The 15,809-nt window shown below is 28.2% G+C and carries 16 protein-coding genes; 12 read left to right on the top strand and 4 right to left on the bottom strand.

Going from position 1 to position 15,809, the window contains the following annotated elements; translation table 11 throughout:
* The first annotated feature begins 65 nt into the window (after positions 1 to 65).
* The 6 genes from ACVHXK_RS05590 (at position 66) to ACVHXK_RS05565 (ending at position 5,315) form a co-directional block, all read left to right on the top strand.
* A complete protein-coding gene (locus ACVHXK_RS05590) occupies positions 66 to 1,331 on the top strand; it encodes a hemolysin family protein (protein ID WP_461205385.1) in 1,266 nt (421 codons plus the stop codon).
* A gap of 174 nt (positions 1,332 to 1,505) precedes the next feature.
* Positions 1,506 to 1,730, top strand: coding sequence for a FeoA family protein (locus ACVHXK_RS05585; RefSeq protein ID WP_461205384.1), 225 nt, complete (start codon positions 1,506 to 1,508; stop codon positions 1,728 to 1,730).
* A 2-nt stretch (positions 1,731 to 1,732) separates the two neighbouring features.
* Entirely contained in the window at positions 1,733 to 1,954 is a 222-nt protein-coding gene (locus ACVHXK_RS05580) for a FeoA family protein (RefSeq protein ID WP_461205383.1), read from the top strand.
* 64 nt (positions 1,955 to 2,018) lie between these two features.
* Complete coding sequence (gene feoB, locus ACVHXK_RS05575; RefSeq protein WP_461205382.1) at positions 2,019 to 4,031, top strand: ferrous iron transport protein B; 2,013 nt, start codon at positions 2,019 to 2,021, stop codon at positions 4,029 to 4,031.
* Between the two features lie 18 nt (positions 4,032 to 4,049).
* Positions 4,050 to 4,202 (top strand): FeoB-associated Cys-rich membrane protein, encoded by a 153-nt coding sequence (locus tag ACVHXK_RS05570; RefSeq protein ID WP_461205381.1) that lies wholly within the window; start codon positions 4,050 to 4,052, stop codon positions 4,200 to 4,202.
* A 213-nt stretch (positions 4,203 to 4,415) separates the two neighbouring features.
* A complete protein-coding gene (locus ACVHXK_RS05565) occupies positions 4,416 to 5,315 on the top strand; it encodes a DMT family transporter (protein WP_461205380.1) in 900 nt (299 codons plus the stop codon).
* A 103-nt stretch (positions 5,316 to 5,418) separates the two neighbouring features.
* Here ACVHXK_RS05565 and ACVHXK_RS05560 read toward each other — a convergent pair whose 3' ends face one another.
* Entirely contained in the window at positions 5,419 to 6,525 is a 1,107-nt protein-coding gene (locus tag ACVHXK_RS05560; protein WP_461205379.1) for an AI-2E family transporter, read from the bottom strand.
* Positions 6,526 to 6,720: 195 nt separating this feature from the next.
* Between ACVHXK_RS05560 and ACVHXK_RS05555 the strand changes: the two genes are divergently transcribed.
* Positions 6,721 to 7,323: a hypothetical protein gene (locus ACVHXK_RS05555; protein WP_461205378.1), complete on the top strand. Its 603-nt coding sequence runs from the start codon at positions 6,721 to 6,723 to the stop codon at positions 7,321 to 7,323.
* 81 nt (positions 7,324 to 7,404) lie between these two features.
* Here the strand turns inward: ACVHXK_RS05555 and ACVHXK_RS05550 are convergent, their stop codons facing one another.
* Positions 7,405 to 7,566 (bottom strand): hypothetical protein, encoded by a 162-nt coding sequence (locus tag ACVHXK_RS05550; protein WP_461205377.1) that lies wholly within the window; start codon positions 7,564 to 7,566, stop codon positions 7,405 to 7,407.
* Between the two features lie 335 nt (positions 7,567 to 7,901).
* Here ACVHXK_RS05550 and argB point away from each other — a divergent pair, with 335 nt between their 5' ends.
* The 4 genes from argB (at position 7,902) to ACVHXK_RS05530 (ending at position 12,062) form a co-directional block, all read left to right on the top strand.
* The gene (gene argB / locus ACVHXK_RS05545; protein ID WP_461205376.1) at positions 7,902 to 8,780 is read left to right on the top strand and encodes an acetylglutamate kinase; all 879 of its coding nucleotides are present in this window, start codon (positions 7,902 to 7,904) and stop codon (positions 8,778 to 8,780) included.
* Between the two features lie 286 nt (positions 8,781 to 9,066).
* Entirely contained in the window at positions 9,067 to 10,044 is a 978-nt protein-coding gene (locus ACVHXK_RS05540) for a zinc dependent phospholipase C family protein (protein WP_461205375.1), read from the top strand.
* Positions 10,045 to 10,081: 37 nt separating this feature from the next.
* Positions 10,082 to 10,987 carry a LysR family transcriptional regulator gene (locus ACVHXK_RS05535; RefSeq protein ID WP_461205374.1) on the top strand — a complete coding sequence of 302 codons (906 nt, stop codon included), beginning with the start codon at positions 10,082 to 10,084 and terminating at the stop codon, positions 10,985 to 10,987.
* Between the two features lie 79 nt (positions 10,988 to 11,066).
* Complete coding sequence (locus ACVHXK_RS05530; protein WP_461205373.1) at positions 11,067 to 12,062, top strand: YeiH family protein; 996 nt, start codon at positions 11,067 to 11,069, stop codon at positions 12,060 to 12,062.
* Between the two features lie 236 nt (positions 12,063 to 12,298).
* Here the strand turns inward: ACVHXK_RS05530 and ACVHXK_RS05525 are convergent, their stop codons facing one another.
* Together ACVHXK_RS05525 and ACVHXK_RS05520 are read right to left on the bottom strand one after the other, a co-directional pair.
* Positions 12,299 to 13,990: a phospho-sugar mutase gene (locus ACVHXK_RS05525; protein WP_461205372.1), complete on the bottom strand. Its 1,692-nt coding sequence runs from the start codon at positions 13,988 to 13,990 to the stop codon at positions 12,299 to 12,301.
* Between the two features lie 299 nt (positions 13,991 to 14,289).
* Positions 14,290 to 15,219, bottom strand: a complete 930-nt coding sequence (locus ACVHXK_RS05520) for a dipeptidase (protein WP_461205371.1) — start codon at positions 15,217 to 15,219, stop codon at positions 14,290 to 14,292.
* 192 nt (positions 15,220 to 15,411) lie between these two features.
* Between ACVHXK_RS05520 and ACVHXK_RS05515 the strand changes: the two genes are divergently transcribed.
* Positions 15,412 to 15,809 (top strand): transposase family protein (locus tag ACVHXK_RS05515; protein WP_461205370.1); only part of this gene is annotated, 398 nt, incomplete at its 3' end.

Genomic DNA, 15,809 nt, shown 5'->3' with positions numbered 1-15,809 from the left:
AAAATAATTTGGGGATAATAGAAAAAAGGAATAATAATCTATAAATTAAGAAGGGATATAAAAAAATGATTATGCAATTATTAATAATTTTTCTTTTAATTTGTATGAATGCTTTTTTTGCAGCATCAGAGATGGCAATAGTGTCATTAAATAAATCTAAAATTAATCTTTTAGCTAAACAAGGAGATAATAAAGCAAAATTACTTATAAAGTTAATGAAAGAACCGAGCAGATTTTTAGCAACGATTCAAGTTGGGATTACGCTAGGTGGATTTTTTGCTAGTGCTTCAGCTGCTACTAATTTATCTCAGCCTTTAACTTTAGTTTTTCAAAAAATGAGTATTCCAGCTAGCTCTCAAGTAGCTTTTATAGTAGTTACAATTATACTCGCTTATTTAACATTAGTTTTGGGTGAATTATTTCCTAAAAGAATAGCTCTTCAAAATGCTGAATCTATTGCAATGTTTTCTGTAAAACCTATTATATTTATTTCTAAAATTACTCTTCCTTTTGTAAAAATATTAACCTTTTCTACAAATTTACTTGTTAAACTTTCAGGAGTAAACAGAGATAATTTAAATGAAAATGTATCTAGAGAAGAAATTAGAATGATGATTAATACAGGTGAAGAGCATGGAGTAATAAATCATATAGAAAAAGATATGATAGAAGGAATTTTTGAATTTGATGATACTTTGGCAAAAGAAATAATGACGCCTAAATTTAATGTTTTTATGTTAGATATAAACTTAGAGGCACAACAAATATTATTAAAAATAACAGAAGAAAAATATTCTAGAATACCTATGTATGAAAGAACTGTAGACAATATATTAGGGTTTATTTATGTTAAGGATTTATTTGTAGAATTATATAAAGGTGATATTACTTGTGAGATAATAAGGAAATTACTTAGGCCTGCATATTTTGTACCTGAAACTAAAAATATAGATGAATTGTTTATTGAAATGCAAAGCACAAAGAATAACATTGCTTTTTTAATAGATGAATATGGTTCTTTTACTGGTATAGTAACTACGGAAGATTTAGTGGAAGAAGTTATGGGAAATATATTTGATGAACATGATGATAATTATGATTTTATTGAAAATATAGATGATAGTAGTTTTCTAGTTGATGGCTTTACACCTATTGATGAATTGAATGAAAGATTACATATTGAAATTCCTTCAGGTGAATTTATTATAGATTACCTTGGATATATACCTAAAAGTAATGAAAATAAAATTATTGAATATAATGATATAGTTTTGAAAATAGAGAAGGTTAAACAAAAGAGAATTGATAAAGTTAAAATAATAATAAGATAAATGCAAATCAAAGCTGAGGAATAAAAAAACAGGCTTTGATTTTTTATTTTTTAAAATTTAGAAAAACATATTGACATTGATAATCATTTTCAACTATAATGTTATTGAAGATATAAATTTATAAATATGAAATTACATAAAAAATAAATTATATACAAATAAGGAGGGTTTAATATGCCTTTGGCAATGGTTAGTGAAGGAAGAGAAGTTGTTCTAGTTAAAATACAGCAGGGAAAGAAACTTCAAAAGAGGTTACAAGATTTAGGTTTAGTAAATGGTGTTAGGTTTAGTGTTGTATCCAACGATATGAGAGGCCCTTTTATAATAAAGCTTAGAGATTCTAAATTAGTTTTAGGAAGAGGAGTTGCACAGAAAATTTTCGTTGAGGAGGAAATGTAATTATGAGAACTTTAGAACAATTAAAACCAGGTGATAATAGTAAGATAAAATCTATTAATGGAAGCGGACTTGTAAGAAGAAGATTAATGGAAATGGGAGTTACAAAAGGCACAGAAGTTCATATTGAGAAAGTTGCTCCTATGGGTGATCCTATTGAAATAAAAATAAAGGGATATAATTTATCTTTAAGAAAAGATGAAGCAAAGAACATTGTAGTAGAATAAATTTTTAATCATATAATGATAATGAGTATCAATATCGATTCTATATATTTAGGAGGATGAATCAATGCAGAATTCCATAAGAATTGCTTTAGCGGGAAATCCAAACTGTGGTAAAACAACTTTGTTTAACGAATTAACTGGGTCGAGGCAATATGTAGGTAACTGGGCAGGGGTAACTGTTGAAAAGAAGGAAGGTAAGACAAGCTTTGAAGGTAAAGACATTGTTGTTACAGATCTTCCTGGAACTTATAGTCTATCACCATATTCTATAGAAGAAATTGTTGCAAGGAATTATATAGTATATGAAAAGCCTGATGTAGTAGTAAATATCGTAGATTCAACTAATATAGATAGGAATTTATATTTAACACTTCAGCTTATAGAATTAGGTAGACCTGTAGTTGTAGCTTTAAATATGGCTGACTTAGCCCAAAAAAGAGGTATTATAATTGACGCAAAGAAAGTTTCAAATATTTTAGGAGTTCCTGTAGTTCCAATTATAGCAGCAAAAAACGTAGGTATTGATATTCTTATGAGTGAAATAATAAAATTTTATAATAAAAAAGAAAATTATAAGCCTATTAAAATAAATTATGAAAAAGAAATAGAAGAAAAATCTGCAATTATAGAAAAGTTAATTGAGAAAAAAGAAGAATTTAAAGATATTAATAAAAGATGGCTTTCTTTAAAAATATTAGAGCAAGATAAGGATATACTAGACAAGTTTAATGTTCAATTAAATGAAGAAGTTACTACTTCAGATGAAGAAGAATTAGAAGATATAGAATCTTTAATAGTAGATGGAAAATATTCATTAATATCTAATGTTGTTTCTGCTGGAGTGAAAAAACCTAATACCAATGTAGTTACAACTTCGGATAAAATTGATAAAGTATTAACTAATAAATGGATAGGAATGCCAATTTTTGCTTTTTTAATGTATTTTGTTTTCTGGTGTACTTTTAATATTGGGGGTATCTTTTTAGATTTGATTGATGGGTTTTTTGGAGCAACGTTGTCAGGATGGGTTTTAAGTGGTCTTCAAGCTATAGGTATTCAAGAATGGTTACAATCATTAATTGTAGATGGAATTATTGGTGGGGTAGGAGGAATACTTGTTTTCTTACCTAATATTATAATATTATTTATTGCGATTTCTATTCTTGAAGATAGTGGATATATGGCAAGAGTTGCTTTTATCATGGATAGAGCTATGAAGAAGATTGGACTTAATGGAAAGGCCTTTATTCCGATGATTATGGGATTTGGATGTAATGTTCCTGCTATTATGTCTACTAGAACCCTAGAAAATGAAAAAGATAGGTTAACGGCTATTTTAATTAATCCATTTATGTCTTGTGGTGCAAGATTACCTGTATACACATTATTTGCAGCAGCATTTTTCCCTAAGAGGGCAGGTTTAGTTGTTTTTTCTTTATATGTACTTGGAATTGTAGTTGCAATAACTATGGGACTTATATTTAAAAAGACGTTATTTAAAGGTGAGAATACTCCATTTGTAATGGAACTTCCACCATATAGAATACCAACAGCAAAAGGAATTTTTATTCATGTATGGGATAGGGTTAAAGGATTTTTGATTAAAGCAGGTACTGTTATTTTTGCAGCATCAGTAGTTTTATGGTTTGTATTAGGTTTTAATTTTTCTGGACCAGCAGAACTTGCAGATAGTTTTGGGGCGTACTTTGGAAGAATTATAGCTCCAATATTTACACCTCTTGGTTTTGGAAATTGGCAATCATCTTTAGCACTTTTCACTGGTATAATAGCAAAAGAAGTGGTTGTAAGTAATATGTCTATAATATATGGTATTGGACAAGTAGCAACAGAAAATTCAGCATCTCTTGGATCAGCTTTATCTAGTACGTTTACTCAATTGAGTGCATATGCATTTATGGTGTTTGTACTATTATACACGCCATGTATAGCAGTTATAGCAACTATTAAGAGAGAAACTAATTCAACTAAATGGGCTGCATTTTCAGTGGTTTATCAGTTTATAGTGGCCTGGATTCTTGCATTTGTTGTATATCAAATTGGAGGATTATTCTTCTAGTTAGGAGATGGTGATTTAATGAAGAATTTAATAAGTATATTGATATTTGTACCAATTATTGTTTATACAGTTTATATATTGAGTAAGCATATGAAAAGGCAAGTAAAAGGCCAGTGCACAGGATGCAGTTCTTGTCCGCATGCAGATGGATGTGCATCTAAAAAAAGTTAATTTATTAGAAACAATGGGATAGTCTTTATATAAGGCTATCCCATTTAATTGTTATAGTATATAATTAATATGGTTATGGATACTTTATGTAATTTTAATAGTATATTCATGGATTAAGTGCCAGAACTTATTAAATATCTTAAGGTTCTAAATATTTCAACTGAACACTGCAAATTGAACATTGCACATTATGTTTAAAAGAAGGGGATTTTTATGAAAATTAAAGACATTGGGGTTTTATTTTTATTGGCTGCATTGTGGGGAGCTTCTTTTCTGTTTATGAGAGTAGCGGCACCGGTGCTTGGAGCAGTTTTTCTTATTGAGATTAGGGTGTTAATAGCGGGACTAGCTTTATTAATTTATGCTTTTATAATAAAAAAGAAACCTAATTTCAAAGAAAAATGGAAGGAATATTTGATACTTGGAGCTATTAATTCGGCAATTCCATTTACGTTGATTGCAACGGCCACATTAACATTAAATGCATCTATTGCATCAATATTGAATTCTGCTACTCCGATATTTACAGTAATTGTGGCTTCAATATGGCTTAAAGAAAAACTGACAGTGAAGAAATTATTAGGAATACTAATAGGAATCATAGGAGTTGTAGTGTTACTAGGATGGAGTCCTATGCTAATCACACCGAAAGTAATTATTGCAGCATCTATGTCAATACTTGCAACAATATGTTATGGATTTGCAGGAGTATTTGCAAAAAAGGCATTTAAAGATGTGGATTCATTATCTATAGCTACAGGGCAGCAACTTTCGGCCGCTATAGTTTTATTACCTTTTGCCATATTTAATATACCATCGGGACATATATCAAGTAATATAATTTTATCAGTTTTTGCGCTGGCAATTATGTGTACTTCCATTGCTTATGTACTATATTTTTATCTTATAAAAGAGATCGGGCCTACTAAAACATTGAGTGTTACTTTATTAGTTCCAATGTTTGGGGTTGTATGGGGTGTGATATTTTTAGGAGAAAAAATAACCAGTGGAATGTTACTTGGACTAGGAATAATCTTGATGAGTATTTTTATGATTTCTGATTTGAAAATCGGTATATTCTCGAGCAAAAGAAAAAATATTGATATTAATTAAAATAGATTAATTATAAGTATATAGCTAATAAAGTTTTTTTATTAATAAAAGAAACTAAGAAAAGGAGATTAAATAATCATGTTTTCTTAGTTTCTTATTTTTATTATTTTTGTATATTACTTTTTAATTGTTTGGTTTTCCTTTTTAATTCATATCTATGGATTAATCTATTAAAGATTATTTTTAGTATTGCGGCAGTAGGAATAGCAAGTAAAATTCCTAAAACTCCTGCATAGGCTCCGCCTATTGTTATAGCTAATATTATCAAAAGAGGGTCAAGACCTATATAATTTCCCATAACTTTTGGGCCTATAAAATTCCCATCAAATTGTTGAAGGATAATTATAAATATAGCTACCCAAATGGCTTTTAAGGGGTTATATGTTAACGTAGCTATTATTGCTGGAATTGAACCTAGAAAAGGGCCTATATAAGGGATTACATTGGTCATACATAGAGTTAGTCCTAGTACTGCGGCATATTTTACACCCATTAAAGAAAAACCAATAAAGGCTAAAAAACCAACAATGATAGCTTCTACAATAAGCCCGGAGAGAAAATGTGAGAAAATATTATTAACTTCTTTTAAGAATTCACTTATTTTTTCGCCTTTTTCTCTGTTAAATAAAGCTGTAATTAAATAGTCACCTAATTTTTTGAGCTTTCCCTTATCTGCAAGCATATAAATTGAAATAATTACACCAAAAAAAACATTCATGAGAGTTGAAGTTATAGAAACAAAAATTTTCATCGTATTATTTAACAAGAAAGTAGAAATAATTCCTAAATAATCAGTTATTTTACTTATGTTTTCATCTATTATACTTTGAATTGGTCCCAAATTATATTGGTCTAAATATTGTGGTAGGTTAGATATACTAATTGAAATTGCATTAACCAAATTTATCAAATTATCAAAAACCATTGGAAGACCTTTAACTATGAAAAGAGTAATTATCAACATCAATAATAAATAAGTTATAGCAATTATTGCTGCTAAATTGATTTTGAATTTCCTGCTTATGTAGTAAACAGGTCTATTTAATATATAAGCTATTCCAAAGCCTATATAGAATGGTGTTAGTACGCTGAAAAATTTGGTTGCTGAATTTTTTATACCTTGAAAATTAAATATTATCATAGCAGTAAGCAATACACCTATAAAAAAAATCGTACAATATTCTATAAAATTACGTTTATCTTTAAACATATTATTATCCTTTCATAAATAAAATCTTAATTAATTACTCCATTTTATTATAGTATAGAGCATTAGTTCATCCAAGAGTTATTTGATTAGATGAAAGAGGGAAGTTAAAAAAAAATCGCTATATTATAAATAATTTGTATAAAAATGAGAATAATAGATATATCAAAATAGAATAAAAGGAGAAGAGTAAAAGTTATGATGAAACTGAAGAAGATGATTGTACCAACTATTTTAATCATTAATATTTTAATGTGTTCAGTAGTATTTGCTGAAAATATAGGACAGGATGCTGAAATTTCTGTTTCAAATATTGAAATGAGAGAATTTCTACCAGGTAAAGGAAAAAGAGATGAAAATCTTAAGAAAAGAGAGGAACATAAGATTCAGCAGCTAGAAATTATTGAAAAAGCAGATAAAATAGTTCCAGGTATAAAAAGCCAATGGGAAGAAGCCGAGAATGAATTAGACGAGTTAAGAGAACAAATGCATAGTAAAAACGAAAAAATGAAAGAAGAAAAAGAAAAGGTTAGAAGTGAAATTCTATCTAAAGTTGATAAGGGAGAGATGACAAAAGAAGAAGGGAAAGAATACCTCGAAAATTTAAGAGAAGAAAATAGAAATATGAATGAAATAAATAAGGAAAATAGAGAGGCTCGTAGACAAAAGTGTGCTGTCGATTGGAAGAGCTTTAAAGAAGCTGTTGAAAAAGAAGATAAGGATGGGATAGAAAAATCCTTCAAGAGCATATTAGAAAATAAAAATGAGCAGATTGAAGAATTCAAAGAATTATTAAAATAATAAAAAAATATGTTATTTAAAACCCTAAGCTGAATTACTCTTAGGGTTTTAAACTAGTATAATACATGAAAATTAGATGTTTTAGTCAATTAAATTTTTCTTCTTATTTAAAAGAGCTCCACCAAAGATAATTGAAATAATGCCAATAGTAACACCTGTCACTATCGAGATTATTCCTAGAACAATTCCTGCAGATCCAGCATTTTTAACTGCCTTATATGTTGATTCGTCATACTTAATCACAGAATACCTCCTTAATATAATTTAAGCTTTTTAATTGTAATTAAAGGGTGCTTTTTTATTATTTAATTAAATATTATACTAATTGAAGAACAAATTCAAATAAATTAGAAATAAGCTATAATTTTCTTGAAATATGTGGACTATATATGATAGTATATTATTAATAAAAATGAATATTTATACACATAATTTTATATTTATTAACATTAAACGAGTGAAGGTAAGTAACTTATATGTGACTTTTGTATAAAAATACTTTAAATAGAACATACGTAATATTAATAAATATTGACTTTGTAATTAATTATTGAGAGATACAAGGGAGGAATAAAAATATGTTCAATGGAGACTATATAACAAATATGCAGAAAACAGAAATCTTAATTCAAGCGCTACCATATATCCAAAAGTTCTACGGGAAGACATTTGTTGTTAAATATGGTGGAAATGCAATGATTAATGAAGAATTAAAAAAAGCTGTAATAAATGATATTGTATTGCTTAGCTGTGTTGGGATAAAAGTAGTAGTTGTACACGGTGGAGGTCCAGCTATAAATGATATGTTAAAAAAGGTTGGAAAAAAAAGTGAATTTAAAGATGGACTAAGGGTTACGGATGACGAGACTATGGAGATCGTTCAGATGGTACTAGCAGGTAAAGTGAATAAAGATATAGTCTCTTTAATAGTAAATAGCGGGGGAAATGCAGTAGGGTATTGTGGTATAGATGCTAATCTTTTAAGGGCTAAAAAACTTTGCAAAAATGGGGTAGACCTTGGTTGTGTAGGTGAAATAACTAATGTCAATACAAAGTTAATAGTAGACAGTCTTGAAAATGGTTATACACCAGTAATTTCAACTATTGCACTTGGCGAGGACGACCAAAAGGTATACAATATTAATGCAGATAGTGTTGCGGCAAGTATTAGTAAAGAGTTAAAAGCTGAGAAATTAATTTTACTAACAGATGTTCCTGGAATATTAAAAGATAAAGATGATGTTGATACATTGATTCCTGTAGTGAAAACTTCTGCCATACAAGAAATGATTAAAGATAAAACAATTATTGGAGGTATGATTCCAAAGATTGAATGTTGCAAAGAAGCCATTTGTGGTGGAGTTAATAGGACCCATATTTTAGATGGACGAGTACCTCATTCTATATTGTTAGAAGTGTTTTCTAATAAAGGGGTAGGGACTATGATTGTAGAATAGTTTATAGTCCACAGTGCTTTTTGTAATTATAGAATGCAATGTGCAGAGTGCAGTTAAAAGATTAAAAGATTGAAATGATAAAATATTAAGAATTTGTAATAAGTGCATACAATGTGTATGTGTTTATTACTTTTTGTTTTAGTGAAAATTTTTTATGTCATTTACTTTGCTTATCTCGTTGTATAAAATTATTACAATTTGATTATGTAATAAAGCATTTTAAGACAAAGTTTGAGTGTGAGTTTATGGTAAAATAAAGTATATTTATTTTACGGGGGGAGCAATGATGGCTGATAATCTTACACATTTTTTCTTTGCTGAGGATATGCTTAATAAACTCTATGATAGTGATTTAGCCCATATTATAAACTCAAGAAAGCATCTTTTTTTCTTGGGGGCTATGGGGCCAGATGTTTTCTTTTTTTCTGGAATGAATCCTTTGAGTAAATCAGAAAATATATTAAAATTAGCTAAAGCAATGCATAGAGAAAAGACTGGGGATTTTTTAAATAATGGAATAGAATTTTTAAAGAAGATGGATAATAGTTCAGAAGAATATAAGGATTTATTAGCATATTTAGTGGGATTTATATGTCATTATAGTTCTGATAGATTTGTACATCCCTATGTATATTGGGCTCAATTGAATAATGTATATACAGTCAAAGGTGAAAAGGTAGAAATAAGACATGTTGAATTGGAAGGAATAATAGATAGTATTTTATCAAATGAAAGATTGGGAAAAGATTCTAAATATATAAATGGGAATAAATATATAAAAGATAAAAAAGAAATTCCTAATATAATAAAAGAATTTTTAGTCTATTCCTCTAAAAGTATTTATGATTTAGATATACTGCAAGAGGATGTTCAAAAAACAGTTAATACTGGATATTTTACATTCTGGTTATTTATTGATCCAAAGGGAATGAAAAGTTCAGTTTTGAATTTTTTCTTAAAATTCTTTAATAAAAAACCAGTGGAATTTCATTCGCAATTTGCCTATGATAGTAATATAGATTACATGAATAGTAAAAGAAGAAAATGGTTTAATCCTGTAGATAAAAAGGAAGTTCATAAAGAGAGCTTTTATGATTTATTAGAAATTGCATTAGAAAAAGGAAACGAACAGATTAATAGAGTTATTGGCATTTTATATAATAGTGATGTAAAAGCTGAAGACATTAGTATTTTCGAAAATTTAGGCTATGATACTAATAAACCTTTTGATGAGAAACATCAAGAGATTCTAAATGGAAAGTAATGAAGTTAATAATTAAAATTTATGCTAGGAGATAAATATGATAGATACAAGGTTGTTAACTTTTCTAACAGTCGCTAAAATAAAAAACTATACTAAAGCGGCACAAATTCTTAATTTGACACAACCTGCAGTTAGTCAGCATATTAAGTTTTTAGAAGAATATTATGAGATAAAGTTTATTAGGAAAAACGGTAGGAATATTGAGTTAACAGAAGAAGGAGAAGAGTTTTTAAAATACGTAAAGGATGTTGAAATAAAAGAAAGAGATATTGTAAAGAAGCTTAGGAATAAAGCTTTTATAGAAAAAACATATAATATTGGCGCAACGCTTACAATCGGAGGGTATCTTCTACCAAAAATATTAGGACAATATAAAGTTTTACATCCAGAGATTGATTTGATTTTGACTGTAAATAATACTGAGAAGATACTCAAAAGATTACTAAGAGAAGAGATTGATTTGGGCTTAGTTGAAGGACCTTTTGATAGAAATAAATTTGAATATGTAAAAATAAAAGAAGATGAACTAGTTTTAGCTTTTTCACCAAAGCATTCTTTTAATGAAAAGGAATTTGTATTTATAGAAGATATATTCTCTGGAAAACTTATTTTGAGAGAAGATGGTTCTGGAACAAGAAAATCTTTTGAAAATACTTTGATAGAAGAAAATTATAATTTTGACGAGTTTAGTGTCTATATGGAAGTAGGAAGCATAGATGCTATAAAAGCTTTAGTGGAAGAGAATTTAGGGTACACCATTATTTCTAAAGAAGCTATAAAAAGAGAAGTAGAGTTAGGGTTCATTAAAACATTACCTATTAAGAATAAAGATTTAAAGGAAATTAAATTTAAAAGAGAGTTTAATTTTGTTTATATGAATAATTGTATGGATAATACTTACTTAGCGGATTTCATTAATTATTGTAACAAAGCAATACTATAAGAATAATTTATATATTTATAAGTATTTATAATTTTTATTTATACCTTGGATTTGATATAATTCAAATCGAGGTGATTTTATGAAAAAGCTAAAAAAAATAATACCTGGTATTGTTTTTGTATTTTTTATATCTATATTGTCTATGTATATAAATGATTCTTTAAGTAGATGGATCAATCTAGAGGCATTGACTATAGGAATAGTAATGGGAATTATTTATAATAATACTGTAAAAACTAGTAAGGTTTTTACAGATGGAATCAAATTCTCTTTAAAAAAACTTTTGAAAGTGGGAATTGTATTACTTGGATTTAAACTGGATTTTAAGTCTATAATGGAGCTAGGACCTAGAGTAATTATTATGGTGTTAATATTTGTTCCAAGTGTTTTGTTAATAGCTGTTTTTTTAGGGAAATTATTCAAGGTGGAGGACAAGCTTGCCGTACTTATTGGTGTGGGATCTTGTATTTGTGGAGCATCTGCAGTAGTAGCTATGGCTCCAACTATTAATGCTGAAGATGAGGATTCTGTTGTTGCAGTTTCCATAGTAAGTTTTTTAGGAGCTATTGGCGTTTTAGTGTATTCAGCAATGGCTGTAACACTAAATATTAGTGATATTCAATATGGGGTTTGGTCTGGTATTTCATTGCATGGCGTTGCACATGCAATTGCTGCGGCCTTTGCAAGAGGTGAAATTTCAGGTGAAGTTGGAACCTTTGTTAAAATGACTAGAGTATTAATGCTTGTGCCTGTTTCTTTAGTATTAGGGTATATTTATAATAAATCAGAAAAAAATGGGGGAAATAATGCCGTAAAAAAAGCAAAATTCCCTATGTATGTTTTATACTTTATACTTGCAGGAATAGTTAGTTCTTTAGGAATTATACCAAGTAGCATAACTAATATACTTGTTAAACTTAGCTCAATGTTTATATTAATGGCTATGGTTGCCATGGGGTTGTCTGTTAATTTTAAGGATATTAAGGATAGAGGGATTAAAGCATTATATGTAGGTGGTATTTTATTTTTGATTACATCTGTATCAACGTGTATTGCTGTGCAAGTGTTTATATAGATTATGTATTTGCTATTAAAAGTTATGTTTAAAGTAATGTTGGTATTTAAACTATTGCTTAAATATTTGTATTAATTTTTAGACTAAAGAAAAGGCAGTAAATAGATAGTATAAACAATCTATTTACTGCCTTTTTATTTTTAGTTATTATTTTTATTAATTATTTAAATTTAGATTTTCTAAGGAACGAAGAAAATCCTCCTAAATTGTGCATTGTGAATTGTGCATTGATAAGATTATTCCACAGAATTCAATTTGGCAAGCACAATCTCTTCAATCAATTTAATATTTTCAAGAGCTTCTTCTTCAGTAGCCCCTTTTGTATAGATATATATTTTAATCTTAGGCTCTGTACCTGAAGGTCTTACGGCATACCAGCTTCCGTCTTCTAAGAAAAATCTTAGAACATTTGATGCAGGAATATCTTTATAACCATTCTCATAGTCTACAGCTTCAGAAAGCGCTTTATCACCAATCTTATTTGGATAGTCTTTTCTGTAAACATCCATCATTCTTTTGATTCTATTTTTTCCTTCAACACCTTCTAAAACAAGAGAAATTTGTTTTTCTCTGAAATGGCCGTGTTTTTCGAATATTTCACCTCTTACATCTAAAAGAGTTTTACCAATTGATTTGTAATAAGCAGCAGCTTCACATAAAAGCATAGAAGAACTTACACCATCCTTATCTCTTACGGCAGTTCCTGTTGTATATCCAATACTTTCTTCGTATCCGAAAATATAGTTATATCCCTTCTGTGATAGTTCAGGTATTCTTCCACATATATTTTTAAAACCAGTTAGAGCTTCAAAAGTTTCAACACCATATTCAGCTGCTATAGTTTTTCCTAAATCTCCTGTAACAATTGATTTAACTATTGCAGGTTTAGTTGGAAGAGTACCTAATGAATGCATACCTTCTACTATATAATTAATAAGAATTGCTCCTGTTTGATTTCCGTTAAAAGAAACATATTCTCCGTTTTCATCTCTAACTTCAATAGCAAGTCTATCACAATCTGGGTCTGTTGCAATAAGTAATTCTGCGCCTATTTTTTTTCCAAGATTTTCGGCATATTTGAAGGCTCTTGTATCCTCTGGGTTAGGATATCCTACTGTTGTAAAATCAGGATCTGGATTTTCTTGCTCTGGTACTACAGTAATATTAGTGAATCCTCTTTCAAAGAGAACCCTCCTTACTGGAATATTTCCTGTTCCATTAAGAGGTGTATAGATTATTTTAATATCCTTATCTATGTTTTCATCTCTAATGCTTAAGCCTTTAACCATATTTATATATTTATCATCCATCTCTTTACCTAATATAGTTAATAAACCGGATTTTTTAGCTTGTTCTTCATCCATTTTCTTAACATCTTGTAACCCTTTAAGAGATAATATTTCTTTAGTCATTCCATCAGCAATGTCTGATAACACTTGAGCGCCATCTTCCCAATACACTTTATAGCCATTATAATCTTTTGGATTGTGGCTAGCAGTTATTATTATTCCAGAAGCTGCTTTTAAGTCTCTAATTGCATATGAAATTTCAGGAGTAGGTCTTAAGCTTTCAAATAAATATGCTTTAATACCACTTGCATTTAATACTAGAGCGGCAGTCATTGCAAACTCTGCAGAAAAATGTCTACAGTCATAGCCGATTACTACTCCTCTATCCACATATTCTTGACCTTTATCCACAATAAAGTTAGCTATTCCCTGAGTAACTGTGGATATGTTGTATATATTCATTCTATTTGTACCGATTCCAAGTTTTCCTCTTAGACCTGCAGTACCAAATTCAAGAGTTTTATAAAATCTATCCTCAATTTCTTCTTCATTTCCTTCTAAGGCTTTTAATTCTTCTTTTGCCTTTTCATCAATATAAGGGTTATTAAGCCACTCTTCATAAATTTTTCTATATTCCATTCTATTTTCCTCCTTCTGTAGATTGTAAAACAAATTAGCAATTTGAAATTAGCAATTTGCAATTAAGGATGATTTTGCTACGCAAAATCTATAATTAACTAAATAATTAAAGATTTTCTGACCAAAGGGAAGAAAATCATCCACAATTGTGCATTGTGCATTATAAATTATGTATTGTAATAAATGTATCGTATTTAGTATTTTTTTTCAATCAAATTAGTAATAATTATGAATTATAATAAAATGGTATCTTTTTATTGATAAATTTTCCAGTATATATTGATGAGATTAATAAATCTCTAGAAGTTTTTGAGAAAATTTACAGCATTTTTATAAAATATTTTTTCTATTTCATTTTCCGTAAAGTTTGTTATTTTTAATGCATACTCTAATTTGTCCATATAACTTATATCTTTAATCTCTAAGTTGCAATTTATACCATCAAAATCAGAACCTAAAGAAATAACATCGATACCACCAATATTTTGTATATGTTTTATATGTTGTACAATATCAGATATTTTACTTTCATCACTTCCATTTAAAAATTCACTATAAAAATTTATTCCTATTAAACCACCACTATTAGAAATTGTTTTTATCATGTTATCGGTTAAATTTCTAGCATTATTTTCAATAGACCTAGCATTAGAATGAGATGCTAAAAAAGGAGAATTAGAGATTTGAGATACATCATAAAAGCCTTGGTCAGAGAGATGAGATACATCTATTATCATATTAAGTTTGTTCATTTCCTCAACTAAGTCTTTGCCAAAAGGAGTTAATCCATTATTACTATATTTAAACTCATGATTAGGATAACCAATTTCATTATGATAATTCCATGTTAGAGTTATTAATGAAACACCTAAATTATGCAATAAATATAGATTATCCATTTTACCTTCTATAGCTTCCCCACCTTCTATAGTTAAAAAAGCCGAAATTTTATTTTGTTTAGTATTAACATCTAATTCATTATAATTTGAAGCAAAGGAAATATAATCTTTGTTTTTTTCTAGCTCTGAATAAAATAAATTAATTAATTCGTTAGAATAATCAAAAGGATATAAAGTTTCCTTTTGGTCAATAAAAACTGCAAAAAATTGTCCTATTGAGTTAGCTTTTTTTAATTTTTCTATATCAATATGAAATTTATTTTTACATAGTTGTTTATTTTCTAAATAAAGTTTACTAAATGTATCACAATGTAGATCTATCAAATTCATAAGTTCACATCCTTTTGTTTTAATAGAGTATAAAAGATAATATATAATTATAGCATAATAAATAAATTAGATGGTAAATGCAGCTTTAACGAGTAAAAATATTTCGAGATAAATTAATCCAAAAATGTAATAAAATATTATATAATTATTAGTAAAGATATATTGATATTACTACATTATTGGAGGGTACCTATGAAAAAAGTAACAAGAAAACAAAAGAGAGAAAAATTAAGTACAATAAATTTTTTCGGAGAGTTCTTAAAAATCAAAAATCATTTTTTTAAAGCAATTAACTCAAAACTAAAGGATATTAAAGACAAAAGACATCAAAGTTATATTAATTACAATGCTGATATATTAATCTTTACATTGATAATGAAAAATATAACTGGTATAAAAAGCATGAACAAAATGACAACAGAATTTAATAGAGATGAATGTATTGATAATATTGCGAAAGCATTGGGATATGAGGAATTAGAAGAATTACCCCATCACGATACTATCAACAACTTTTTAGAAACATTAGCTCCTACGGAGATTGAAAAAATTAGGGACTATATGATAAAAGAATTGTTTAAAAAGAGATC

Source organism: Clostridium sp. DL1XJH146 (assembly GCF_054819755.1).
This window is presented reverse-complemented; position numbering and strand designations above follow the sequence as displayed.

Excerpts from the sequence above, each read along its gene's own strand:
- feoB (WP_461205382.1), top strand. The coding sequence starts at position 2,019 with ATGCAGAATTCCATAAGAATTGCTTTAGCGGGAAATCCAAACTGTGGT.
- ACVHXK_RS05585 (WP_461205384.1), top strand. The coding sequence starts at position 1,506 with ATGCCTTTGGCAATGGTTAGTGAAGGAAGAGAAGTTGTTCTAGTTAAA.
- ACVHXK_RS05555 (WP_461205378.1), top strand. The coding sequence starts at position 6,721 with ATGATGAAACTGAAGAAGATGATTGTACCAACTATTTTAATCATTAAT.
- ACVHXK_RS05590 (WP_461205385.1), top strand. The coding sequence starts at position 66 with ATGATTATGCAATTATTAATAATTTTTCTTTTAATTTGTATGAATGCT.
- ACVHXK_RS05530 (WP_461205373.1), top strand. The coding sequence starts at position 11,067 with ATGAAAAAGCTAAAAAAAATAATACCTGGTATTGTTTTTGTATTTTTT.
- argB (WP_461205376.1), top strand. The coding sequence starts at position 7,902 with ATGTTCAATGGAGACTATATAACAAATATGCAGAAAACAGAAATCTTA.
- ACVHXK_RS05580 (WP_461205383.1), top strand. The coding sequence starts at position 1,733 with ATGAGAACTTTAGAACAATTAAAACCAGGTGATAATAGTAAGATAAAA.
- ACVHXK_RS05535 (WP_461205374.1), top strand. The coding sequence starts at position 10,082 with ATGATAGATACAAGGTTGTTAACTTTTCTAACAGTCGCTAAAATAAAA.
- ACVHXK_RS05540 (WP_461205375.1), top strand. The coding sequence starts at position 9,067 with ATGGCTGATAATCTTACACATTTTTTCTTTGCTGAGGATATGCTTAAT.
- ACVHXK_RS05565 (WP_461205380.1), top strand. The coding sequence starts at position 4,416 with ATGAAAATTAAAGACATTGGGGTTTTATTTTTATTGGCTGCATTGTGG.
- ACVHXK_RS05570 (WP_461205381.1), top strand. The coding sequence starts at position 4,050 with ATGAAGAATTTAATAAGTATATTGATATTTGTACCAATTATTGTTTAT.
- ACVHXK_RS05520 (WP_461205371.1), bottom strand. The coding sequence starts at position 15,219 with ATGAATTTGATAGATCTACATTGTGATACATTTAGTAAACTTTATTTA.
- ACVHXK_RS05525 (WP_461205372.1), bottom strand. The coding sequence starts at position 13,990 with ATGGAATATAGAAAAATTTATGAAGAGTGGCTTAATAACCCTTATATT.
- ACVHXK_RS05560 (WP_461205379.1), bottom strand. The coding sequence starts at position 6,525 with ATGTTTAAAGATAAACGTAATTTTATAGAATATTGTACGATTTTTTTT.